General features: G+C 63.4%; 22 protein-coding genes. 14 read left to right on the plus strand and 8 right to left on the minus strand.

Going from position 1 to position 21,729, the window contains the following annotated elements; all coding sequences use genetic code 11:
• Both MOV74_RS07635 and MOV74_RS07640 read right to left on the minus strand, forming a co-directional pair.
• On the minus strand, positions 1–897 hold an 897-nt coding region (locus tag MOV74_RS07635), incomplete at its 3' end, for a PepSY domain-containing protein (RefSeq protein WP_246919743.1).
• Positions 898–1,152: 255 nt separating this feature from the next.
• Positions 1,153–2,130 carry a tripartite tricarboxylate transporter substrate binding protein gene (locus MOV74_RS07640; RefSeq protein WP_246919746.1) on the minus strand — a complete coding sequence of 326 codons (978 nt, stop codon included), beginning with the start codon at positions 2,128–2,130 and terminating at the stop codon, positions 1,153–1,155.
• A gap of 116 nt (positions 2,131–2,246) precedes the next feature.
• Between MOV74_RS07640 and MOV74_RS07645 the strand changes: the two genes are divergently transcribed.
• From MOV74_RS07645 to MOV74_RS07670, 6 genes are read left to right on the plus strand one after another with little or no spacing between them, the layout of a single operon-like run.
• Positions 2,247–2,957 (plus strand): TetR/AcrR family transcriptional regulator, encoded by a 711-nt coding sequence (locus tag MOV74_RS07645; protein ID WP_246919749.1) that lies wholly within the window; start codon positions 2,247–2,249, stop codon positions 2,955–2,957.
• A 29-nt stretch (positions 2,958–2,986) separates the two neighbouring features.
• A complete protein-coding gene (locus MOV74_RS07650; protein WP_246919790.1) occupies positions 2,987–3,871 on the plus strand; it encodes an amidohydrolase in 885 nt (294 codons plus the stop codon).
• A 55-nt stretch (positions 3,872–3,926) separates the two neighbouring features.
• Positions 3,927–4,640, plus strand: a complete 714-nt coding sequence (locus MOV74_RS07655) for a PIG-L deacetylase family protein (protein WP_246919752.1) — start codon at positions 3,927–3,929, stop codon at positions 4,638–4,640.
• Positions 4,637–5,320 carry a 4-carboxy-4-hydroxy-2-oxoadipate aldolase/oxaloacetate decarboxylase gene (locus MOV74_RS07660; RefSeq protein WP_246919755.1) on the plus strand — a complete coding sequence of 228 codons (684 nt, stop codon included), beginning with the start codon at positions 4,637–4,639 and terminating at the stop codon, positions 5,318–5,320. The genes MOV74_RS07655 and MOV74_RS07660 overlap by 4 nt, the downstream gene beginning before the upstream one ends.
• 25 nt (positions 5,321–5,345) lie before the next feature.
• A complete protein-coding gene (locus MOV74_RS07665) occupies positions 5,346–6,215 on the plus strand; it encodes a hypothetical protein (RefSeq protein WP_246919758.1) in 870 nt (289 codons plus the stop codon).
• Complete coding sequence (locus MOV74_RS07670; RefSeq protein WP_404979127.1) at positions 6,215–7,129, plus strand: DUF1932 domain-containing protein; 915 nt, start codon at positions 6,215–6,217, stop codon at positions 7,127–7,129. The genes MOV74_RS07665 and MOV74_RS07670 overlap by 1 nt, the downstream gene beginning before the upstream one ends.
• 16 nt (positions 7,130–7,145) lie before the next feature.
• On the opposite strand, the gene MOV74_RS07675 is transcribed toward MOV74_RS07670, so the two are convergent.
• Together MOV74_RS07675 and MOV74_RS07680 are read right to left on the minus strand one after the other, a co-directional pair.
• Positions 7,146–7,466, minus strand: a complete 321-nt coding sequence (locus MOV74_RS07675; RefSeq protein ID WP_246919759.1) for a hypothetical protein — start codon at positions 7,464–7,466, stop codon at positions 7,146–7,148.
• A 209-nt stretch (positions 7,467–7,675) separates the two neighbouring features.
• On the minus strand, positions 7,676–8,917 hold the full coding sequence (locus tag MOV74_RS07680) for an amidohydrolase family protein (RefSeq protein WP_246919761.1): 1,242 nt from the start codon (positions 8,915–8,917) through the stop codon (positions 7,676–7,678).
• Between the two features lie 144 nt (positions 8,918–9,061).
• Here MOV74_RS07680 and MOV74_RS07685 point away from each other — a divergent pair, with 144 nt between their 5' ends.
• Positions 9,062–9,481: a nuclear transport factor 2 family protein gene (locus tag MOV74_RS07685; protein ID WP_246919763.1), complete on the plus strand. Its 420-nt coding sequence runs from the start codon at positions 9,062–9,064 to the stop codon at positions 9,479–9,481.
• A gap of 174 nt (positions 9,482–9,655) precedes the next feature.
• Positions 9,656–10,564 (plus strand): amino acid ABC transporter substrate-binding protein, encoded by a 909-nt coding sequence (locus MOV74_RS07690; protein ID WP_246919765.1) that lies wholly within the window; start codon positions 9,656–9,658, stop codon positions 10,562–10,564.
• Between the two features lie 49 nt (positions 10,565–10,613).
• Here MOV74_RS07690 and MOV74_RS07695 read toward each other — a convergent pair whose 3' ends face one another.
• The 4 genes from MOV74_RS07695 to MOV74_RS07710 form a co-directional block, all read right to left on the minus strand.
• Entirely contained in the window at positions 10,614–11,507 is an 894-nt protein-coding gene (locus MOV74_RS07695; RefSeq protein ID WP_246919767.1) for a CoA ester lyase, read from the minus strand.
• Between the two features lie 8 nt (positions 11,508–11,515).
• On the minus strand, positions 11,516–12,727 hold the full coding sequence (locus MOV74_RS07700) for an acyl-CoA dehydrogenase family protein (protein ID WP_246919768.1): 1,212 nt from the start codon (positions 12,725–12,727) through the stop codon (positions 11,516–11,518).
• A 31-nt stretch (positions 12,728–12,758) separates the two neighbouring features.
• The gene (locus MOV74_RS07705) at positions 12,759–13,868 is read right to left on the minus strand and encodes a glycoside hydrolase family 172 protein (protein WP_246919769.1); all 1,110 of its coding nucleotides are present in this window, start codon (positions 13,866–13,868) and stop codon (positions 12,759–12,761) included.
• A 105-nt stretch (positions 13,869–13,973) separates the two neighbouring features.
• Positions 13,974–15,599 carry a long-chain fatty acid--CoA ligase gene (locus MOV74_RS07710; protein ID WP_246919770.1) on the minus strand — a complete coding sequence of 542 codons (1,626 nt, stop codon included), beginning with the start codon at positions 15,597–15,599 and terminating at the stop codon, positions 13,974–13,976.
• A 174-nt stretch (positions 15,600–15,773) separates the two neighbouring features.
• On the opposite strand from MOV74_RS07710, the gene MOV74_RS07715 reads away from it, so the two are divergent.
• From MOV74_RS07715 to MOV74_RS07740, 6 genes are all read left to right on the plus strand, one after another.
• Positions 15,774–17,627, plus strand: a complete 1,854-nt coding sequence (locus tag MOV74_RS07715) for an NAD(P)/FAD-dependent oxidoreductase (protein WP_246919771.1) — start codon at positions 15,774–15,776, stop codon at positions 17,625–17,627.
• Between the two features lie 37 nt (positions 17,628–17,664).
• On the plus strand, positions 17,665–18,483 hold the full coding sequence (locus tag MOV74_RS07720) for a lytic transglycosylase domain-containing protein (RefSeq protein ID WP_246919772.1): 819 nt from the start codon (positions 17,665–17,667) through the stop codon (positions 18,481–18,483).
• A gap of 110 nt (positions 18,484–18,593) precedes the next feature.
• The gene (locus MOV74_RS07725; RefSeq protein WP_246919773.1) at positions 18,594–18,815 is read left to right on the plus strand and encodes a hypothetical protein; all 222 of its coding nucleotides are present in this window, start codon (positions 18,594–18,596) and stop codon (positions 18,813–18,815) included.
• A 12-nt stretch (positions 18,816–18,827) separates the two neighbouring features.
• Positions 18,828–19,250 (plus strand): hypothetical protein, encoded by a 423-nt coding sequence (locus tag MOV74_RS07730; RefSeq protein WP_246919775.1) that lies wholly within the window; start codon positions 18,828–18,830, stop codon positions 19,248–19,250.
• Positions 19,251–19,677: 427 nt separating this feature from the next.
• A complete protein-coding gene (locus MOV74_RS07735; RefSeq protein WP_246919778.1) occupies positions 19,678–20,175 on the plus strand; it encodes a hypothetical protein in 498 nt (165 codons plus the stop codon).
• A gap of 303 nt (positions 20,176–20,478) precedes the next feature.
• Positions 20,479–21,618: a helix-turn-helix transcriptional regulator gene (locus tag MOV74_RS07740; RefSeq protein ID WP_246919781.1), complete on the plus strand. Its 1,140-nt coding sequence runs from the start codon at positions 20,479–20,481 to the stop codon at positions 21,616–21,618.
• Positions 21,619–21,729: the final 111 nt, after the last annotated feature.

Here is a 21,729-nt window from a genome sequence, read left to right on the forward strand (position 1 = left end):
GGCTGGCCCGTCCGCGCGCGGTCGCCGCTTGCGCAGCGTTCGCCGCGCCCAGATCAGGAGACCGGTCGACAGCAGCGTTAACAGCGCGATTGACGTCACGACATTGAGCGGCGAGGCGATCAGGGCCGACCAGTTTCCCTCGTGGATCAGGCGCGGCCAGTTGCGCGGCAGCGGTGTGATCTCCGACGACGTGACGGCATAGGCCCGCAACTCTCCACCGTCAAAGAGTCTCGCCATCATGCGACCGCCGCGTGTGCCGATCGAGATCACATGCGACAACTCGTGCGAGGCCGCGACTATTCGCACCGCGTCGGGCAGGGCGAGGGGACCGCTACCCGCGGCCGGAGCAGGTGCCGTCTGAAAGGTGAGGCCGAGCGCCATGCAAAGGCCGGTCAACGGACTGAGCAGGATCAGCGGCAGCGTGAACCACGCGGTCCCCTTGTGCCATCCCGAGAGCGAGTTGCGCAGCCGCGGCATTCCCATGACAATGCCAAGCAGCAGGATGATCACCATGGCGAGCGTGGATGCCGTCACCAGCCAGGCCTGCCCCATCAGACGCTCATGCGTGAAACGCGCCCAGAGGAAGAGATTCGACAGGGTCGAACCCGCCGAGGCAGCTTCGCCGGTTGCAAGATCAATCGCCGGCGTGCTGATCCCCTGCAGGGTCATGCGCCGGCTGCCCGCGTTGATCGAGAGTCCGCGCGCCTTGCCGTCGGGATCATACCGCGTCACCAACTCGACGACACGGCCAGCCTCGATCGCGGGACCGCCAATGCCACTCGTTTGCACAAGGGGCTCGATGGACAGGATCAGACCGGTGGTGATGATCGCGAACAGAGGAAGAGCGAAGACCAGAGTGATCCAGCGATGGAGTCGCAACAATGCGGGTTTGCTCATTCGTCGTCCTCGGTGTTCTCCAGACCGTGCTCGCGCAGAGCCGTGCAAAACACAAATGACGCTTTGTCCATGTTGTTGCGTTGATTTGCAGCAACCGGAATTAAAGTTCGGTGCTGTACGCGCTGGCGGTATTCGCGTCGTGCGCGCCGCGTGTCGTCGCAATCTGTGTGCTGACGCACGCGCCGCAACGGGTCAACGGTCTACTCGCGTGAGGCCTTGATCGCGCCGCGCAGCCACCTGCTCAGCTGAAGAGCCTCACTGCGCGCGGATGTTGGCAGCCTTCAGCACCGGCTCCCATTTGGTCGCCTCGGCGTGCATATAGGCGTCAAACTCCTTGGGCGTTGAGCCGACCGGGGTTGCGCCGATCTTGGCGAGCGTCGACAGCACATTCGCATCCTGCAGCGCCGCCTTGAGATCGGTCTCGAGCTTTGCCACGATCTCGGGCGGCATCTTTGCCGGGCCGAGGACGCCCCACCAGACCGAGACGTCATAGCCGGATACACCGGCTTCCGCGATCGTCGGAACGTTGGGCAGCGCCTTGGAGCGCTCGGCCGAAGTCACGGCGAGCGCACGCACCGGGCCGCCTTCGAGCTGGCCGATCGCCTCGGCGAGCGGATTGATGCTGAGCGGGATCTCGCCCGCGATCACGGCAGTTAGCGCGGGCGCGCCGCCCTTGTAGGGGATCGCGACGATCTTGGTGCCGGACATATGCTTCAACAGTTCGCCAGCCAGATGCGCCGAGGTGCCGTTGCCTGACATGCCGTAGGAGAGCTTGTCCGGCTCCTTCTTCGCAGCCGCCAGGAGATCGCCGAGTGTCTTGTAGGGACTGTCCTTGGCCACGACGATCGCGAGCGGTGAGGAAGCGACTTCGGTGATTGCGGTAAAGTCCTTGAATGTGTCGTACGGCACGCTCGGATAGATGAACTGGTTGAGCGGATGACCGCTCGCGACCAGGATCAGCGTGTAACCGTCAGGCGCGGCCTGCGTCAACGCCTGCGAGGCGACGATGCCGCCGGCGCCGGGGCGATTGTCGACCACCGGCTGCTGGCCCCAGGTTTTTGCGAGTGCCTGTCCCAGCGTGCGCGCGAGTACATCGACCGCGCCGCCGGCCGCATAGGGGACCAGGATGTGGACCGGCTTGCTCGGATAATTGTCTGCGGCCTCGACGGCGCCGGCCAGCAGCAGACCGGCACCCAGCACCAAACCGCCAATTCTCTTGTTCAAACCCAGCATTTTCCCAGCACTCCTTGCAGGCATTCGCATCCGTGCGACCGTCTCCGAACCGTCCTGGACGTCGCCCATGGTTTTTGTTGACGAGACCTGATCTTTTGTACGATAGTACAAATCACATGGTACGCAACCCCACCAGCAAGGAATCGGCCCGCAAGCCGAACATGCGCGAGGCGATCCTCGCCGCGGCCGAGGAGTTGTTCGCCATCAACGGCTTCAATGCCGTCTCGGTGCGCGACATCGCGGTGGCGGCCGGGGCCAATCCCGGCAGCGTGACCTACCATTTCAAGACCAAGGACGGCCTGCTGCTGGAGATCTACCGGCGCCATTGCGGGCCGATGAACCTGCGCCGTTCGGAACTGCTCGCGGCGGCGAGGCGCGTGCGCGATCTCCAGGACCGGCTGGAGGCGATCGTGCGCGCCTATGTGGTGCCGGCCTTCACCTCCGGCAGCGATCTCGCCGGCGGCGGGGCGCGCTTCACGCGGCTGCGCGCCGTGATGTCGGCCGAAGGTAACGAGGTCGCGCGAAAAATCATCGCGCAGACCTTTGACGACACCAGCCACGCCTTCATCGATGCGATCCACCAGAGCCTGCCGCATATCCCCCGCACCGATATCGTCTGGCGCAGCCACTTCCTGCTCGGAGCGCTCTATTATTCGCTGGTGACGCCGGACCGCGTCTCGCGCCTGTCGCGCGGCGAGGCCGACGGCGGCGATGCCGCCAATGCCATCGAGCAATTGGTGCAGGCCACCGTTGCCGCATTCCAGGCGCCGCCGCTCGATCATGCCGCGCCGGCGCGGCGGCGGCCGGTCGTCAGCAGCAAGACTTGAACGAGCGTCTCGCTTCGGCGGTTCACCTGATGACGATGATGTACACTCCGACCATTCCGCCGCCCGACCCGAATACGCGCACGCCGAAGTTCAAGCTGCCGAAGCTGTCGTGTGATGCGCATTGTCACATCTTCGGTCCCGGCGTGAAGTACCCTTACGCGCCCGATCGCTCCTACACGCCACCGGATGCGCCGCTGGAGGATTTCCGTGCGCTGCATGCCAGGCTCGGCGTCGAGCGCGCCGTCATCGTCAATGCCAGCGTGCACGGCACCGACAACACGGTGGCGCTCGATGCCATCGCGCAGAGCAATGGCGCCTACCGGGCGGTCGCCAATATCGACGAGACCATCACCGAACGCGGGCTTCACGTGCTGCACGAGGGCGGCTTCCGCGGCTGCCGCTTCAATTTCGTCCGCCATCTCGGCGGTGTCCCCGACAAGGGTATGTTCGATCGCGTCATCGCCATGGTCGCGCCGCTCGGCTGGCATATCGACCTGCATTTCGACGCGGTCGACCTGCCTGACTATGCCGACATGCTGGCGAAGCTGCCGCTGAGCTACACCATCGACCATATGGGACGGGTGAAGGCGTCCGACGGGCTCGACCAGCTCCCGTTCGAGATCCTGATCGGGCTGATGCTGCGTGACGAGAAATGCTGGGTCAAGATCTGCGGCTCGGAGCGGGTGTCGTCCAGCGGTCCGCCGTTCACGGATGCCGTGCCGTTCGCACGAAAAATCGTCGAGACCGCCGCCGACCGCGTCATCTGGGGCACGGACTGGCCGCATCCCAACGTCAAAGTGATGCCGAACGACGGCGATCTCGTCGACCTCATTCCGCTGTTCGCGCCGGAGCCGGAGTTGCAGCAGAAGATCTTGGTCGACAATCCCGCGCGCCTGTTCGGGTTCGACCGATGACGTCGCTGACGATCGACAAGCTGCGCGGGATGAATACGAACGAAAGGAGTGTCCCATGAAAACAGGTCTCGTGATCACCGCCCATCCCGGCGATTTCGTCTGGCGCGCCGGCGGCGCCATCGCGCTGCATGCGAAGAAGGGCTATCGCATGAAGATCGTCTGCATGTCCTTCGGCGAGCGCGGCGAAAGTCAGTTCGCCTGGAAGGAGAAGGGCGCGACGCTGGAATCGGTCAAGGCAGGGCGCAAGGACGAGGCGGAGCGGGCGGCGAAGCTTTTGGGCGCCGAGATCGAGTTCTTCGACTGCGGCGACTATCCGCTGAAGCTCACTGAAGCGCATTTCGACCGCATGGTCGACATCTACCGAGAGCTCAACCCGAGCTTCGTGCTGACGCATGCGCTGGCGGACCCCTATAATTTCGACCATCCCAACGCGGCGCATTTCGCGCAGGAGACGCGCGTGGTCGCGCAGGCGATGGGCCACAAGCCCGGCGCGCAGTACAAATATTCGGCGCCGCCGGTGTTCCTGTTCGAGCCGCACCAGCCCGAGCAGTGCAATTACAAGCCCGACCTGCTTCTCAAGATCGACGAGGTCTGGAAGGAGAAGTACGAAGCGTTCCAGATCCTGGCCGCGCAGAAACATCTCTGGGGCTATTACGAGCGCGTCGCGCTCAATCGCGGCATTCAGGGCAGTCGCAACACCGGCGTGCCCATGACCTATGGCGAAGCCTATCAGCGCCTGTTCCCGACCGTCGCGGAGGAGCTGGCATGAAGCCGGTCGTCGTTCGCAACATCAAGCGCGCCGATCCCGCCGGCATGGCGGAATACGGCGTCTCGACCGTGCACGAGGCCTATGGGCGCGTCGGCCTGATGAAGCCTTACTTGCGACCGGTCTGGTCGGGCGCGGCAATTGCGGGTCCTGCCGTCACCGTGCTGGCGCAGCCCGGCGACAATTGGATGATTCATGTCGCAGTCGAGCAATGCAGGAAGGGTGACATCCTCGTCGTCGGCTGTACCACCGATAATACCGACGGCATGTTTGGTGAGCTGCTGGCGACCTCGCTGCAGGCGCGCGGCGTGCAGGGCCTGATCATCGACGCCGGCTGCCGCGACGTCAAAGCGCTGCACGAGATGAAGTTTCCGGTGTGGTCGCGCGCGGTCTCGGCCAAGGGCACGGTCAAGGCGACGCTCGGCTCGGTCAACATTCCCGTGGTCTGCGCCGGCGTCAGTGTCGATCCCGGCGACATCGTCGTGGCCGACGACGATGGCGTCGTGGTGGTGCCGAAGCGGTATGCCGCCGAAGTGGCTGAGAAGGCGAAGAAGCGCAACGCGGACGAAGGTGGCAAGCGCGAGCGGCTTGCCTCTGGCGAGCTTGGCCTCGACATGTACAGCATGCGCGAAGCGCTGGCGAAGGCGGGTCTCGTCTACGTCGACAACCCCGAGGACGTCTGAGAGCGACGAGAGGCGGAGCGAGTAGATGGATCGTCTCAAGCTGAAAGCTGTGCTCGGCAGTCATCCCCACGTCCAGGCGGTGAAGAGCGGGGAGCTCCGCTCCGAGCTGTTCGATCTCGACTTCATCGAGTACACGCCCACCAACACGGCGTTCAAGCCGATGGTGCGGGAGCAGGCCTTCGACGTCTGCGAGATGGCGATCGTCACCTTTCTGATGGCGAAGGCGCATGGCAAGCCGCTTGTGCTCCTGCCGGCGACCATGCTCGGCCGTTTCCAGCATTCCTACGCGCTCTACAATCCTGCACGGGGATCGCTCGGGCCGTCCGATCTCGAAGGCAAGCGCGTCGGTATCCGCTCGTTCACGACGACGACCGGCGCCTGGATCAGGGGGATTCTCGCCAACGACTATGGCGTGAACCTCGACAAGATTCGCTGGATCACCTTCGAGGATCCTCACGTCGCCGAATATGTCGACACCACCGAGCGTGCCCCGAAGGACAAGAAGATCCTGCAGATGCTGCTCGACGGCGAGCTCGACGCGGTCCTCGGCGAGGCCTCGAACGATCCGAAGCTAAAGCCTCTATTTCCCGATCCCGCTGCAGAAGCTGCCAAATGGTATGCCCGGCGCGGCGTCGTGCCGGTCAACCATCTCGTGGTCGTGACTGAGCAGCTCGCGAAATCGCGCCCCGACGTGGTCGTGGGCGTCTATGATCTTCTCAAGCGCAATAAAGAGCAGATGGGGCCCGCAGCCTCGCTGGACCTCGTTCCGTTCGGAGTAGAGGCGAACAGGAAGCCGCTCGAGCTGATCGTCGACTACACATTCCAGCAGGCGCTGATCCCGCGCCGCTATGCGGTCGAGGAGCTGTTCGACGCGACAACGCGAGGATTGAACTGATGGCGGATCCGAGGCGATGGCAGATCGGGCTGGTCGGATATGGTGAGGTCGGCAGGATTTTGGCCGAGGATTTGCGCCAGCAGGACATCAAACTCGCTGCCTATGATATCAAGCTCGGTGGCGACCATGGCGCACCGCTGAAAGAGCATGCGGCGAAATTCGGCGTGACGCTCGCACCCTCTCATGCCGAGTTGGCCGCCAAATGCGATTTGATCATCTCCGCGGTCACCGCTAGCCAGGCTGTGCCGGTGGCGAAGGCCTGTGCGACTGCGATCAACCAGGGCAGCTGGTTCCTCGATTTCAACTCGGCATCTCCCGGCGCAAAGCAGCGCGCGGCGGCACTGATCGATGGCGCTGCCGGCCGCTATGTCGAGGGTGCGGTGATGACATCGGTGCCGCCTTATCGCATCAAGGTGCCGCTGCTGCTCGGCGGTTCCGGCGCGAGGGAGATCGAGCCGCTTCTGAACGCGATCGGCTTTGCCGCGAAGGTTGCGAGCGACAAGCTCGGCGTGGCTTCGGCAGTGAAGATGTGCCGCAGCATCATGATCAAGGGCCTGGAGGCCATGGTCATCGAGAGCTTTACGACCGCGCGCGCTTATGGGGTCGAAGATGCGGTGCTGGCCTCGCTCGGGGAGACGTTCCCCGCCATCAATTGGGAGAAGCAGGGCGCCTATTTCTTCCAGCGCGTGATCGAGCACGGCCGCCGGCGTGCCGAAGAAGTGCGTGAGGTCGCCGAGACCGTGTGCGAGGCAGGGCTGACGCCATGGTCCGCGCAGGGCACAGCCGAACGGCAGGCGTGGGTGGCCGATCTCGCCGACGAAGGGCTGTTCGGTGCCAGGGGCACCAAGGAGTTCGCTCGCAGCGCCGATTGGCGTACCGAGGCAGATCGGATACTGGCGAAGATCAAGCGCTGACGCCGAACGCGTGCGTTCAGCTCAAGACCGTGCAGGCGTCGCGATAGTTCGAGATTTCGTCGCGGGCGAGCTCGATCAAGTCGACCAGGCTCTTGGCCTTGCGGACGATCTGCTCCTTGGCGGGCGCGGTGCGGAACTCCGTGAGGATCATGCGGATGCACTTGTCGGCCGTATCGAGCGCCAAGAGCGCGCGGGTCATGTCGGCTTGCGTGTGGATCGCCGAGATATCGAGGCTGGATAGCACTTCGCCGATTCCAGTCAGCCGCTTGACGGCCGTTTCCGCGGGCGTGTTGGCCCGAATGGAGCGATAATCGATGCTACTGAATGCGTTGAACATATACATACTTCTCGACTGAACTCAGATGGTTCAGAGCGCCCCCTTAGTATGATCCAGACGGCCTCTTGTTCAATGCGCACAGCTACGGTCCGGGATTCTACCGGACTCGGATTTCGGGCCGGAATCGGCAGTGAAACTGGAACGAAATGGCCCGATGATCAGCTGTGTTCCTGACGATTTTACCGTTGGAAGTTCGTCCGGAAGCGCATTCAGCTCCCGGGCCGGAACAGAGCGGGCCGCTGCCGCGCGAATGTCTGTCGGCCGCTCTTGAAGCCCATCACGATATCGGGGAGCTCGGCGATAGCGAAGCGGCTGTCCTTCGTATCGAGCACGATGAGATCGGCGGGGTTGCCGAGCTTGATACCGTAGTCGTCGAGGTTCATCAGCCGCGCCGGCAGTTCGGTCACGAGATCGAGGCAGGTGTCGAAATCCCTCACCGAGGCGTGCGCGACGTTGGCGTAGAAGTTTGCCATCCGCAGCAGCGAGGCGTCGCCGAACGGCGTGAAGGGATTGAGCACATTGTTGGTCGCGATCGAGCACACGACGCCGTCGCCCGCGAGCCTGTGCGCGAGTGTCAGCCCGCGCGGCGCGTTGTGGGTGGCGTCGCGCCCCATCAGATACAGATCGGTCGCGGGCAGCACGGTGACGGCGATGCCGGCTCTTGCCAGCTGCGCTGTGGCAGCCTTCATCCGCTCCGGGGGCAGGGCCGAGAGTTTTGTCGCATGGCCGATCGCGACCCGTCCCTGATAGTTGCGCCGCTCGGTCTGCCGGCAAACTTCGTCGAGATGCCACCAGGAGGGATCGAGATCGAAATCCAGATGGAGGTCAACATCGACGTCGAACTCCTGCGCGAGATCGAAGATGCGTTCGAGATGCGCATTCGGGCTGGTGTCGGTGTAAGGACAGCCTCCGATCACGCCGCCGCCGTCACGCAAGGCCTGGACCAGCAGGTCCTCAGCTCCGGGATCGTTGGTCAGGCCCTCCTGCGGGAAGACGCAGAGCGACAGGTCGATCGCCCAGGCGTAGTCGCGCCGCAGCGCCTTCACGGCTTCGAAGCTGCGCAGGCCGATCCGTGGATCGATCTCCACATGCGTGCGCATGCGCGTCGTGCCGTGCACGATCGCGCGTTCAAGCACCTTGGCGCCTCGGGCGTAGACGTCCTCGACGGTGAAGTCGCGTTTCATTGCCGACACGGCCCGGATGGCGTCACTGAGACTGCCGTGATTGTGCCCGCAGCGGTCGAGCAGGCAGGCCTTGTCGAGATGGATGTGGGTGTCGACGAAACCGGGCAGGGCCAGGTGCCCGCCGATATCGACCTCGACCGTCTCACAGGCGAGCTTCGGCTCGATAGCGGCGATCCGGCCGGCTTTGACGCCGATGTCGACGGTCGCGGCGGATGATCGCAACAGCGCATTACGGAAGATCAGGTCGAAGGCGCGTTCGGTGGTCATGGCTCTTGCGGACAGAATTTAGAGCAATCAGCCGGGATCGGCAGCTCCAGATTGTCGGCAGTGTAGCGGGGGAGATGTTCAAAATATATGCATGGATTTTGCGAGACTGGCGTTAGTATTCCGCGAATTCCGGGAGAACCAGCCATGTCCGTTGCCGCAAGAGCCGAAGCTGTTCCGTCGTCCGACGCCGCGATCGTGGAGGCCTATCTCACGGCATCGATGATCCCGGATCCGGACGCTGCGGCGGCCTATATGGCGCCGGGTACCGTGATCACCTTCACCGGCGGGCGCGAGTTCGACCATCCGCGCGGCCCGACCGCCTTCAACGCCAAGCGCTACCGCTGGGTCAAGAAGAAGATGGACCGGTTCGATGTCTGCCCCGGCGACGGCGAGACCGTGGTCTACAGCGTCGGCACGCTCTACGGCGAATGGATGGATGGGACACCTTTCGAGGGCAACCGCTACGTCGACCGTTTCGTGGTGCGCAACGGCAAGATCACCAAGATGGATGTCTGGAACGACAGTGCCGAGCGCATCCTGGTCCAGCGCGGCATCGAGGCGTAACAGCCATCTCGCTGTTCGGGCGGGACCCTTTCGGCGCAAACGAGCGGCCGCTCGTCATATCGAAAGCTGTGATAGCTGATAGGCGCAGGCACGTCTGGCGGCTGGAGCGCGCCTGCGCTATCAACTGCCGTGACTGCGCCCGGCATGGAGGCGCAAGCCCCTTAGGAGCAGCCGATGCGTCTAGCTACCGTTATCGTGGCCCTCACATGTCTTGCCGGTGCAGCCTCAGCCGAAGATCTGTCCGGCACGCTCCAGAAGATCAAGGAGACCAAGAAGATCACGCTCGGCTATCAGGAGGCCTCGGTCCCCTTCAGCTATCTCGACGGCAACCAGAAGGCGGTCGGCTTTGCCATGGACATCTGCCTCAAGATCGTCGATGCCGTGAGGAAACAGCTGGGCATGCCCGACATCGCCGTCGACACGCTCGCCGTGACCTCGTCGAACCGGATTCCCCTGATGGTCAACGGCACGCTCGATCTGCACTGTTCGGCGACCACGAACAACGCCGATCGCCAGAAGCAGGTCGCTTTCACCAACACGCATTTCCTCAGTGCGACGCGATTTGCAGCCAAGAAGGCCGCAAAGATCAACACCATCGACGATCTCAAGGGCAAGGCGGTCACGGCCGTGGCTGGCTCGGTCAACCTGACGCAGCTCGCCAAGGTCAATACGGAACGCAATCTCGGCATCAATGTGATGCCGGCCAAGGACCAGGCCGAAGCCTTCCTGCTGCTGGAAACCGACCGTGCCCAGGCTTACGCACTCGATGACGTGCAGCTGGCGGTTGCGATTGCGCGCTCCAAGGAGCCGCAAGCCTACATGATCAGCGAGGAGGCGTTCTCGAAGCCGGAGCCTTACGGCATCATGCTGCGGCGAGAGGACGCGCCGTTCAAGGCGCTCGCCGATCGCGCGACGGCGGAGCTCTATGCCAGCCCGGAGATCGAGGTGCTCTACAAGAAATGGCTGCAATCGCCGACGCCGCCGAACGGCCTCAACTACAATGTCCCGATGTCACCAGCCCTGCGCAATGCCTTCAAGAAGCCGAGCTGGAGCGCAGATCCGGATGTGTACGTGGTGAACTGAAGCGAGGACGGCCTGCCGCACCGGGCGGCATGACGGTCGAGGCGCTGAACTAGGGCGCGCTCGGAAGCGCACCCAGGCGACGCGCGCGTTCCAACAGCCTGCATGCATTGCGATAGGTCGGCACTTCGACCCACAGGCCATTCACGAGCGCGCGATCTTCGCCTCGGCTGCGTGCGGCCTCGAAGCCCGCGACGATTGCGTCGGCGTGCGCGATCTCGCCAGCTCCCGGCGTGAACACATCATTGAGGCACTTCACGTGCTCGGGCAGGACCAGGGATTTGCTACGGTAACCGAGGCGACGGGATAGGGTTGCCTCGCGAACGGCGCCCCCGACGTCGCTGAACGTATAAGGTGCATCGATCGGTTCGATCTTTGCTGCACGCGCTTCCACTAGGAAGCGCCTTCGAGCATAGTCGAGCTCGAGGCCATCCGCGCCCCGCTCGGCACATAGATCATTGGCCAGGTCCTCGGCTCCAAGGAGCGCACAACGAACGCGGGAGCTGGCTGCGGCCATCGCGCGGACCTCGATAACTCCCAACGCGGTCTCGCAGACGGGAAGGATTTCCGTACTGCCTTTGTCGAGGCCGAGCTGGTTTTCCCAATGGGAGATCGCTGCGTCGAGGGCATGCATTTGGGCCGCCCTGTCGCTCATGGGATAGGCGACGACGTCGGGACGCGCCGTCATGGCTGCCGCAAGATCCAGCAGCCCATCGGTCTCCAGGGCATTGATGCGGATGGCGGCAAGGCGTTGCCGCCGGCGACATTCTTTCACGAAACCGTCGAGCAGTCCGCGTGCCTCACCGCGTCGTGCGGGGGGCGTAAAGTCCTCGAGATCTACGATGAGAGCATCCGCATCGCTCTCCAGCATCTTCGCATGCGCAGCGCGATCCGCTCCGGGCCCGAAGAGCCAGGTGCGACGGATGTCGGGATCGGGAAGGGCCATCGAATTGCCTACGCGTTCGAATATTTCTTCAGCTCGAACCGCGCGATCTGGTTCCTGTGAACCTCGTCCGGTCCGTCGGCAAGCCGCAGCAAACGCGCGGTGGCGTAGGCCTGGGTCAAACCGAAATCGTTCGAGGTGCCGCCGCCACCATGGGCCTGGATCGCCCAGTCGATGATCTGGCAGGCCATGTTGGGCACGGCGACCTTGATCATGGCGATCTCGGCCTTCGCCACCTTGTTGCCGACCGTGTCCATCGCGTAGGCCGCGTTCAGCGTCAGCAGCCGGGCCTGCTCGATCATGATGCGGGCTTCCGCAATGCGCTCCTGCGTCACCGTCTGCTCCGAGACCGGCTTGCCGAAGGCGACGCGACTGCGGACGCGACGGCACATCTTCTCCAGCGTGCGTTCGGCGAGGCCAATCAGCCGCATGCAGTGGTGGATGCGGCCGGGACCGAGGCGGCCCTGCGCGATCTCGAAACCGCGGCCCTCGCCGAGCAACATGTTTTCCCGGGGCACGCGCACATTGGTGAAGACGACCTCGGAGGCGCGGTCAGGCACGCCGTAGAAGCCGAACACGGGCAGGGCGCGCTTTACCTCGATGCCGGGCGTGTCCATCGGCACCAGGATCATCGACTGCTGCTTGTGGCGGTCGGGATTGTCGGGATCGGACTTGCCCATGAAGATGCAGATCTTGCAGCGGGGATCTGTCGCGTTGGTCGTGTACCATTTGCGCCCGTTGATCACGTAATGGTCGCCGTCGCGCACGATCGAGCTTTCGATGTTGGTCGCATCGGACGATGCGACCGCAGGCTCGGTCATGGCGAAGCAGGAGCGGATCTCGCCTGCGAGCAGTGGCTTCAACCAGCGCTCCTTGTCCTTCTCCGAACCATAGCGCTCCAGCACCTCCATGTTGCCGGTATCGGGCGCCGAGCAGTTGAACACCTCCGGCGCAAGGTGCGAGCGGCCCATCACCTCGCAGAGCGGGGCATATTCGAGGTTGGTAAGGCCCGCGCCATGGCTGGATTCCGGCAGGAACAGATTCCAGAGGCCTTCCTTGCGCGCCAGCGGCTTCAACTCTTCGACGACGGGATAGACCTTCCATGGCCCGAGCTCCTCCGCCTCGCGATAGAACCGCTCTTCGTTCGGATAGATGTGCCGGTCCATGAAGCTCTCGAGCTTGCGCTTGAGCTCGACGACTTTTGACGACATCGGGTAGAGCATCTCTGGTCTCCTTGATCGATCGGCCGCAGGTTCAGCCGATTTCGAGATAGTCCGGGCCGGGCAGTTTCGGGAATGGCGCGGTCGGCAGCGTCTGGTACCAGAACGCGACGGACGCAATGTCGTCCTGCAGGGGAAGGTATTTTCCCTCCTTCGCGCCCGGCAGCCAGCCCAGCGCCTGGATCGTCACGCGCAGATCAGAGCGGAAGCGCACGGGATCGGGGATGTGCCAGCGATAGAGGCCGAAGCGCTGCTGCGATTTGTAGACGCCATCGGGGCGGATCACCTGCGGCAGGCCGGCATAGGGCGTGGTGAACTCCACGTAGCGGGATTGCCCCTGGCCGGCATGTGCGACATGGGGATCGAAATTGTACGCGCCGCAAAAATAGTCCTCGGTGCCGGTGCCGCAAATCGTCGGGAATTCGCCGTCGCCGTCGATGAAGAACTTGATCTCGCCTTCGCCCCACCAGCCGTTGTTGTTGACCCCCCAGGCCATGTAGGTGCCGACATAGTGGCCGGCGCCGCTGATGCCGTCGAGGATGGTGTAGACCTCCTTGTAAGGCAGCGGATTGGTGCGACGGAACTGCGCATGGAAATAGCCGCAGTCCTCGGGCACGTCGGTCAGGGCGTAGTTGATCTGGTAGTAGACCGTGAGCTGCTCCTCGCTGCGGTTCTCCAGCGTAAAGCGCGCGCGCTTGCGAAACGGCATTTCCCAATAGCAGTTGAAGGCGCGGCCGGGGTTGACGCAAACGGCGAGCGAGGACACTTGCGCGAACTCTTCCCATCCGCAGGCGAAGAAATCTCCCGCCGGGCATTCGACACTCGGCTGTTCCTGGTCGTCCCAGTAGATGCGCAGAATGGAGTGGCGCAGCCGTCCGCGCGCCAGCGTCATCCAGATCTGCTGGATCGCGCCCTGACCTTGGATGTCGGCGAGCGTGAAGGTCGTGCCCGGATCGATGACGACATAGGGCGAGACCTTCCAGCCCTGTCCGAGATCGCGCGCCTGGCGCGCGGCCGGGCCGTCGACGGACATGCCGCCCTTGCCCTTCTCGCCGGTGAAGTTCTCGGGGCTGATCGAGCGCGTCTGCGCATTCGACAGGCGCGATAGATTGCCGAGATGCATGCCCAATCCGGAAAACGCCATGGTGTCCTCGATAAGGGATTAGCGACGTCTCGCTATATCGCCTCCAAATCTACCAAAAGATGAAGACGATCGCGCACGGACAGGCCCGTGCGCGATCGCGGAGGGTCACGCGACGCGGTACTCCCTGAACTTCTCGCGCAGGGCCGACTTCAGCACCTTGCCGGTCCCCGTCATCGGGAATTCGTCGAGGAATTCGACGGCGTCCGGCATCCACCAGCTCGCGATCTTCGGGCGCATGTGATCGAGCAGCGTCTTGCCGTCGACCGTCGCGCCCTTCTTGCGGACGACGAGGAGAAGGGGGCGTTCCTGCCATTTCTCATGGTTGATCGCGACCACGGCGGCCTGCAGCACATCGGGATGGGACAAGGCAACGTCCTCGAGCTGAATCGAGGAGATCCATTCGCCGCCGGACTTGATCACGTCCTTGGAGCGGTCGGTCAGCGTGACGTGGCCTTGAGGATCGATCACGGCCATGTCGCCGGTGATCAGCCAACCGTCGCGGTCGAGACCTTCGTCGAGCTTCATGTAGCCCGACGCAACCCACGGCCCGCGGGCGCGCAGGTGACCGACGGTCTTGCCGTCGCGCGGCAGCTCAACGCCGGCATCGTCGACGATTCGCAAGGCCGTGCCGAAACAGGCGCGGCCCGAGACCTGGCGCCGGTCGAACTTCTCCTTGTCGCCGAGATGCTCCGAGCCCGGCCGCAAGCCCGGCATCGAGCAGCCGAGGGCCTCGGTCATGCCCCAGGCCTGGATATAGTCGATGTCATAGTCGCGCTTCAGCTTCTCGATCATGGCGCGCGGCGGCGCCGAGCCTGACGACAATGTTGCGCGCAACGTCGAGAACTTGCTACCGGTGCGGCCCAGCCAGTCGAGCAGGATCAGCCAGAAGCTCGGCACACCCGCCGACAGCGTCACCTTCTCGCCTTCGAGCAGTTCGTAGAGCTTGTCGGGTTCGTAGTTGCGGCCGGGCAGCACCAGCTTCGAGCCGGTATAGGGCGCGGTGAACGGCATGTTCCAGCCATTGCCGTGGAAGAGAGGCGCCATCGGCATCATCACTTCGCGCACGCCTTCGACATGTCCCGGCAGGAAGTCGAAATTGCAGCAAGTCATGGTCTGCAGGATCGCGGCGCGGTGCGAATAGATCACGCCCTTGGGATTGCCCGTGGTCCCCGAGGTGTAGCAGATCGTGGAGGCGGACTTTTCGTCGAACTCCGGCCAGGTGAAGCCGGCGTCGTTCTCCTTGTCCAGAAGATCTTCGTAGCAATGCACGTTGGCAAGCTTGGTCTCGGGCATGCGCTCGCGCGAGGACATCACCACGTAAGCCTCGATCGTCCTCAGCTGCGGCGCGATCGCCTCGACGAGCGGCAGCGTGGCGCGGTCGATGAACAGCAGGCGGTCTTCGGCGTGATTGATGATGTAGACCAGCTGTTCGGGAAACAGCCGCGGGTTCACGGTGTGCAGCACATAGCCCATGCCGGGCGCGGCGTAGAACATCTCGAAATGACGATGCGTATTCCAGGCCAGCGTGCCCACGCGATCGCCGGGATTCATGCCGAGCCGCTTCAACGCCAGCGCCATGCGCTTGATGCGCGGATGAGCGTCCGCGTAGGTGTAGCGATGAATGTCGCCCTCGATCTCGCGCGCGACGATCTCGGCTTCGCCGTGATAGTCCGCGGCATATTGGATCAAACCGCTGATCAGAAGCGGCATGTCCATCATCAATCCCTGCATGGTCTCCTCCAGAGCCACGTCGTTGCGTGGCGTACGCTTGTGATTTGCGCTTGAGGTTAGCGGAACGTCGCGTGGCGTTCACGCAAAAAGATGGGACGTGATTGCATGCGTCGCTTTTTCGGGGCTAACTGATCCGAGCTGCCGGCGAAGCAGCGCTCTCCGTGGAGGAAATGCATGTCAGCGGAAAGACACAAGACCGGTGCAGCCGGCGAACCTACGGTCGATATTGCGGCTCTCCGCGCGCGCTATCGCGACGAGCGCGACCGCCGTTTGCGGGCCGAGGGCAAGGCTCAGTATGTCGAGGTAGCCGGCAATTTCGGCCACTACCTCGACGACCCCTGGGCCGATCCCGGATTTGCGCGCGCAGCCGTCAGTGAAGAGACTGAAGTGCTCATCGTCGGCGGCGGCTTTGGCGGGTTTCTCTGTGGCGCCCGCTTGCGCGAGGCCGGCATCGATGATTTCCGCATCGTGGAAAAGGCTGCCGACTTCGGCGGCACCTGGTACTGGAATCGATATCCCGGCGCTGCCTGCGATACCGAGAGCTACATCTATCTGCCACTGCTGGAAGAGACCGGCTACATGCCGGTGCGCAAATACGCCCGGGCACCGGAGATCTACGAGCACTCCCGCCGCATCGGCCGTCATTTCGGTCTCTACGAGCGCGCGCTGTTTCAGACTGTCATCTCGCGGATGGTGTGGCAGGAGCAGGAGGCGCGTTGGCTGGTCGAGACCGATCGCGGCGATCGCATCCGTGCCCGCTTCGTCATTCTCGCCGGAGGTCCGCTCAGCCGGCCGAAGCTGCCGGGCATCCCCGGCATCGAGACCTTCAAGGGCCACAGCTTTCATACCAGCCGTTGGGATTACGCCTATACCGGTGGCAACGCGGATGGTGATCTGGCCGGCCTTGCCGACAAGCGCGTCGGCATCATCGGCACCGGCGCCACCGCCGTGCAATGCGTGCCGCATCTCGGCCGTTCGGCGAAGGAGCTCTATGTCTTCCAGCGCACGCCGTCGGCGATCGGCGTGCGCGGCGACCGGCCGACTGATCAGGGCTGGGCGCAGAGTCTAGCCCCCGGCTGGCAGCGCGAGCGCATGGACAATTTTACGTCGGTGATCTCAGGCGAACCGTTCGAGCGGGACCTGGTGCAGGACGGCTGGACCGGCCTGCTCGGCGAGATACTGCTGGCGCCGCGTCGTCAGCCGCAACCGGTGACCTCGATGGAGGAGGCGCTGAAGGTCATCGAGCATGCCGACTACCGCAAGATGGAGGAGATTCGCGCCCGCGTCGATGCGGTCGTCAAGGACGCGGCGACCGCGGAAGCGCTCAAGCCCTGGTACAAGGCGTTTTGCAAGCGGCCGTGCTTTCACGACGAATATCTCGACGCCTTCAATCGGCCCAACGTGCATCTCGTCGACACCAGGGGGCAAGGCGTCGAACGTATCACCGAGAACGCCGTCGTGGCTGGCGGCAAGGCCTACGAGCTCGACTGTCTGATCTACGCCAGCGGTTTTGAGGTCGGCACCGATTATGCCCGCCGCATGGGCTTCGAGGTTTATGGCCGTGACGGCGTCAGCCTGTCCGAGCGCTGGCAGGACGGCGTCAAGACGATGCATGGCTTCTACAGCCGCGGCTTCCCGAATTGCTTTCTGATCGTCACGGTGCAGGCTGGCCAGAGCGCCAACTTCCCGCACATAATCGACGAGCAATCGCAGCACATCGCCTATGTGATCACTGAAGCGCGCAAGCGCAAAGCGCGGACGCTCGAGCCGACGCTCGTGGGCGAGAACGTCTGGGTGGACGAGGTCGTCAGGGCCGCGCTCGGCCGCCAGACCTATCTGGCCGAATGCACGCCCGGCTACTACAACAACGAGGGCGTGTTCGATCCGATCGCGGCAAGAAACAGCCAATATTGGCGCGGGCCGGTGGCATTCCTGCGGCTGCTCGACAAATGGCGGAAGGAAGGCAATCTGGAAGGCCTCGAATTGTCCTATGATCAGGCCATGGAGTCGGCGCGTTCGCCCGGGTAGGATTGGCGCCGATCGGTACAGGACGGGAGACAAGGGTATGATCAGGGGCAGGGCTGCTGCGGGAGCTATTGTTGGCGCGATGGCGCTGTTCGGTTGCCTCGCGCCCACCGCCGAGGCTGCGCAATGCGGCAGCTCGCCGGCGGGGTTCGAGTCCTGGAAGCGGGAGTTCAGTGCGGAGGCGCAAGGCAAGGGCGTCGGCCAGACTGCGCTCGCGGCGCTGATGCAGACCAACTACGCCAGCGCCACCATCGCGGCCGACCGCGGCCAGCGCAGCTTCCAGCTGACGCTCGACCAGTTCCTCGCCAAGCGCGGCGCCACCACCATCGTCGCCAAGGGGCGGCAGCTCAAGCAGTCGCAGGCTGCCTTGTTCGCCTCCATCCAGCAGCGCTATGGCGTCCCGCCCGGACCCCTGATCGCGATCTGGGGCATGGAGACCGGTTTCGGCAGCCAGCGCGGCAACCAGAACATGCTGTCGTCGATCGCAACCCTTGCCTATGACTGCCGCCGCCCCGAATTCTTCACCGACCAGCTCTACGCCGCCCTGAAGCTGATCGACCGCGGCACGCTGTCGGGGGCGACCCGCGGCTCCATGCATGGCGAGGTCGGCCAGACCCAGTTCATGCCCAAGAACATCCTGGCCTATGGCACCGGCAATCTCGAAGTTGCGGCCAATGCACTGAACTCGACGGCGAATTTCCTCAGGGCTCATGGCTGGCGCGCGGGAGCCGGCTACCAGCCGGGCGAGCCGAATTTCGCCGCGATCGAGGCCTGGAATGCCGCCGGCGTCTATCAGAAAGCCATCGCGCTGATGGGCCGGCAGATCGACGAAGGCGGAGGGACCGCGGCCTCGCGTTAAATCGTTCAGCAAGGCGTGATGCGCCGGCATGAGAAAGTTGTTGCCATCTGGAACTGACGGCACGACGTTTGCTTTGATGAGGTTCGGGGCTAGGCATGAGGAGACTCACCATGGCAACCCAAATCGTTTTGGATCAGACAGGCGATACGCGCCACGAGTTTGATCCTGGCAATGCCGAAGCGCTGGCGCGAGCCGAACGGCGCTTTCGGGAGCTGACCGGAGCCGGCTTCACCGCCGCGCTGCGAACCGGGCCGGGCGAGGTGACCCGTATCCGATTGTTCGATCCGACCGCGCAGGAAACACTGTTCTATCCCCGCCTGGTCGGCGGTTGATCTGAGCTGCTCATGTTTGCGGCAGTTTGGCTCCGCGCCCCGGCGCGTGCGCGCCTGCATGCGCTGCGCGAACTCTATCGGCGGTTCTTCGGCGAGAACACGCCGGATGCTCGCGGTCGCCGGCTGCTCTTCGAATGGCTCTCGCCCGCACAACGCGCGCAATTCGAGGAGCACCGGTATTTCGACGTCGTTGGCGGCGACACGGGCAAGACTTATCGCATACACTACGGCACCGCCGCCAACGTCCACGAAATCGATGGTGAAGGCCGGGCGACGATGGGATGGTGCTTCGTCCCGTCAGGCTTCCTGGTGCCGGGCGACGTGATGCTGGCGCAAAAGATTGCGCTCGAAACCGACGAAAGGGGCGCCCTTGCGCTCGCCAACCGGTTTCCGCCGGCCACGCATTCGGAGCATTTTTACCGGCGGCCGTTCTAGCCCGGAAATGGCGGAGCGGTCAGTAGTGCGTCGTGCGGTAGGCATCCAACGCATGCGCCGCGAAGACGCCGACGCTACAAAGGGCGAGCAGGGCGGAGATCAGCTCGATCATAGCTCGTCCTCCCGCGCTGGTTGGGCAACGAGGTTTTGGCAGCAGGAATATTCGTAGATCAGGTCGAGGAAGAACTGCATGGTGGCCGTCCCTGTATTTATTTTGACAACGACTTAACCGGCGATCTGTTTCAGGCGTGTTTCGTCGCATCGGGAATGCGGTTTCGCGGGGGAACCCCGGGCGGGTTTGTGCGCTGCGGCGCCCGCCAAATGCCTCGGCGGGATAGCATCCTGGCACCTCTTGCGGCCGCGCCGGCCCTTGCGGGTCTCCCGCAGAGGTGGTCATCTCAGCCTGGGGAACGCGCCGGAGGCTGACATGAAACGTTTTTTTCTTGCCATTTTGCTCGCCGTGGGTGCCTTAAGCGCCGGGCCGGCGCTAGCGCAACAATCCAAGGTCGGCGACTGGACCATCGAGAAGCGTACGCAGGATACGCACTGCAATGCGAGCCGTGGCTACAAGGACAAGGATGACGAGAACCGCGACTACGTCATCGTGATCACCTATTCCGAGAAGGCGATCGTGATCGTGATGATCTACGATGGCTGGGAATGGGAGAAGGTCGGCGAGATCCTTCGGGCCGATGTCGGTACTGACGATGCGGACATCATGAAGAAGGCAAAGTGGGAGGTCATGGACAAGACCACCGTGCGCGGCATCTTCGAGTACGACCAGTCGATGATGGATCGCCTGTCGAAGGCCAAGCGCCTCACGCTCGATTTCGAGGACGATGACGACGACAGCATCGAGATGCAGATGCCGCGTGCCGGCGAAGCGCTGGCGGCGTTGAAGTTCTGCGAGGAGAACCGGAAATAGATTGCCGATGCCGGCTTTGAAGCCGACAGGGCGACGGCAATGAGCGGGTGGCAACGAACAGGCGCGTGACTCATCGCACACAGTCCGCGCGCTGTTCGCATTTATCCTAGTCTTTGGCGAAACCGTCCAAGCCGCACCCTGCGGTTGACGTTACGCAAGGACGATGTTCGATATTCCAGCATCTAGTTACAACGTTTTTTCCTCGTCGAAGGCGGCAATTGACCGGTCTGTCTTCTCCGCCGGTTCCCGGATCGCGAGTTCCCACCCGCGCGCGGGCCACACGCAGATTGCGTCGTTCGCCCGATGACGGTCCAGCAGGCAAATCGATTCTCGTCCCTCATCGGCGAGATTTACGATGCGGCGGTCGATCCCGCGTTGCGCAGCAGCGTACTGGAGCAGGTTACGCATTTCGTCGGCGGCTGTGCCGCGATGATCCTGTCCAGGGATTCTGCGCGGCTTTCGATCGAGATTCACCAGCATTTTGGAATCGATGCCCACTTCCGTCAGCTTTATCGTGACCGGTACGTGGAGTTCGATCCTCTGCTCGATCGTCACCTCACTTTCGCCCGCGACCAAACGATCGGCGTGACCGACATCATGCCCCATGCACAATTTTTGGAGACGAGCTTCCATCGCGAGTGGGTGGAACCGCAAGGGGCGATAGACCTTGCGACGATCGCGCTCGAGAACACGCTCGCCCGCACCACGATCCTGCAGGTGTTGCGTCATCGCTCCCGCGGAACCGTCGACGACGCGATGGGGGAGCGCATGAGGCTGCTTGCCCCGCATATCCAGCGGTCGCAGATCATGGGCCGGCAGATCCGGGCCCGCTCCCATACGGTGGACGACCTAGCCGACGTCCTCGACGGATTGAACACATCGATCTGTCTGCTCGACGCGGACGGCCGCGTCGTCCATGCCAACGCCGCATGCCGCCAGTTGTTCGCCGACGCCAATCTGCTTGCGATGGTCGGCGACCGGATCGTGGCCCGCAACACCCTGACCGACAAGATATTCCGCGGCCTGTGCGAAATCGGTGGAGGCACTCGTCGTCAGATCGAGCTTGCGACGTCGGCTGATGGGCAGCATTATCTGCTCCATGCCTTTCCGCTGAAGCGGGATCGCAGCACGTCACGGGACGTCGCGGCCACGATGCTCTTCGTTCAAAGAGCTTCCATGCTGCCATTGCTCGCAGCCGACGCGATCGCCGCGGCTTTCAGGCTGACGCCGTCCGAATTGCGCGTGCTGATGGCAATCATCGAGATCGGCGGCGTCCCCGACATTGCTGCAAAGCTCGGCATTGCCGAGACGACGGTGAAAACGCATCTCGGCCGCTTGTTCGAAAAAACGGGCGCTGGCAGGCAGGCCGATCTGGTGAAGATCGCCGCCGGCTTTGCCGTGCCGTTCGCGCGGCGAACGAATGGCGATGAGGGGACGAAGTAATTCGTTCACATGGCTCATTATTCCATGCCGCGCTCTCAATCCATTGTGATGAGCCGAGCTCGTGGGTCCTCCGAACGCAGGACGCGAGTCATCTGGGACTTTCGTATATCG

The organism is Bradyrhizobium sp. SHOUNA76 (assembly GCF_023006445.1).
GTDB lineage: Bacteria > Pseudomonadota > Alphaproteobacteria > Rhizobiales > Xanthobacteraceae > Bradyrhizobium.

Excerpts from the sequence above, each read along its gene's own strand:
- MOV74_RS07645 (WP_246919749.1), top strand. The coding sequence starts at position 2,247 with ATGGTACGCAACCCCACCAGCAAGGAATCGGCCCGCAAGCCGAACATG.
- MOV74_RS07675 (WP_246919759.1), bottom strand. The coding sequence starts at position 7,466 with ATGTTCAACGCATTCAGTAGCATCGATTATCGCTCCATTCGGGCCAAC.
- MOV74_RS07730 (WP_246919775.1), top strand. The coding sequence starts at position 18,828 with ATGTTTGCGGCAGTTTGGCTCCGCGCCCCGGCGCGTGCGCGCCTGCAT.
- MOV74_RS07710 (WP_246919770.1), bottom strand. The coding sequence starts at position 15,599 with ATGCAGGGATTGATGATGGACATGCCGCTTCTGATCAGCGGTTTGATC.
- MOV74_RS07690 (WP_246919765.1), top strand. The coding sequence starts at position 9,656 with ATGCGTCTAGCTACCGTTATCGTGGCCCTCACATGTCTTGCCGGTGCA.
- MOV74_RS07640 (WP_246919746.1), bottom strand. The coding sequence starts at position 2,130 with ATGCTGGGTTTGAACAAGAGAATTGGCGGTTTGGTGCTGGGTGCCGGT.
- MOV74_RS07740 (WP_246919781.1), top strand. The coding sequence starts at position 20,479 with ATGACGGTCCAGCAGGCAAATCGATTCTCGTCCCTCATCGGCGAGATT.
- MOV74_RS07670 (WP_404979127.1), top strand. The coding sequence starts at position 6,215 with ATGGCGGATCCGAGGCGATGGCAGATCGGGCTGGTCGGATATGGTGAG.
- MOV74_RS07680 (WP_246919761.1), bottom strand. The coding sequence starts at position 8,917 with ATGACCACCGAACGCGCCTTCGACCTGATCTTCCGTAATGCGCTGTTG.
- MOV74_RS07725 (WP_246919773.1), top strand. The coding sequence starts at position 18,594 with ATGGCAACCCAAATCGTTTTGGATCAGACAGGCGATACGCGCCACGAG.
- MOV74_RS07695 (WP_246919767.1), bottom strand. The coding sequence starts at position 11,507 with ATGGCCCTTCCCGATCCCGACATCCGTCGCACCTGGCTCTTCGGGCCC.
- MOV74_RS07655 (WP_246919752.1), top strand. The coding sequence starts at position 3,927 with ATGAAAACAGGTCTCGTGATCACCGCCCATCCCGGCGATTTCGTCTGG.
- MOV74_RS07650 (WP_246919790.1), top strand. The coding sequence starts at position 2,987 with ATGACGATGATGTACACTCCGACCATTCCGCCGCCCGACCCGAATACG.
- MOV74_RS07735 (WP_246919778.1), top strand. The coding sequence starts at position 19,678 with ATGAAACGTTTTTTTCTTGCCATTTTGCTCGCCGTGGGTGCCTTAAGC.
- MOV74_RS07705 (WP_246919769.1), bottom strand. The coding sequence starts at position 13,868 with ATGGCGTTTTCCGGATTGGGCATGCATCTCGGCAATCTATCGCGCCTG.
- MOV74_RS07715 (WP_246919771.1), top strand. The coding sequence starts at position 15,774 with ATGTCAGCGGAAAGACACAAGACCGGTGCAGCCGGCGAACCTACGGTC.
- MOV74_RS07720 (WP_246919772.1), top strand. The coding sequence starts at position 17,665 with ATGATCAGGGGCAGGGCTGCTGCGGGAGCTATTGTTGGCGCGATGGCG.
- MOV74_RS07700 (WP_246919768.1), bottom strand. The coding sequence starts at position 12,727 with ATGCTCTACCCGATGTCGTCAAAAGTCGTCGAGCTCAAGCGCAAGCTC.
- MOV74_RS07660 (WP_246919755.1), top strand. The coding sequence starts at position 4,637 with ATGAAGCCGGTCGTCGTTCGCAACATCAAGCGCGCCGATCCCGCCGGC.
- MOV74_RS07685 (WP_246919763.1), top strand. The coding sequence starts at position 9,062 with ATGTCCGTTGCCGCAAGAGCCGAAGCTGTTCCGTCGTCCGACGCCGCG.
- MOV74_RS07665 (WP_246919758.1), top strand. The coding sequence starts at position 5,346 with ATGGATCGTCTCAAGCTGAAAGCTGTGCTCGGCAGTCATCCCCACGTC.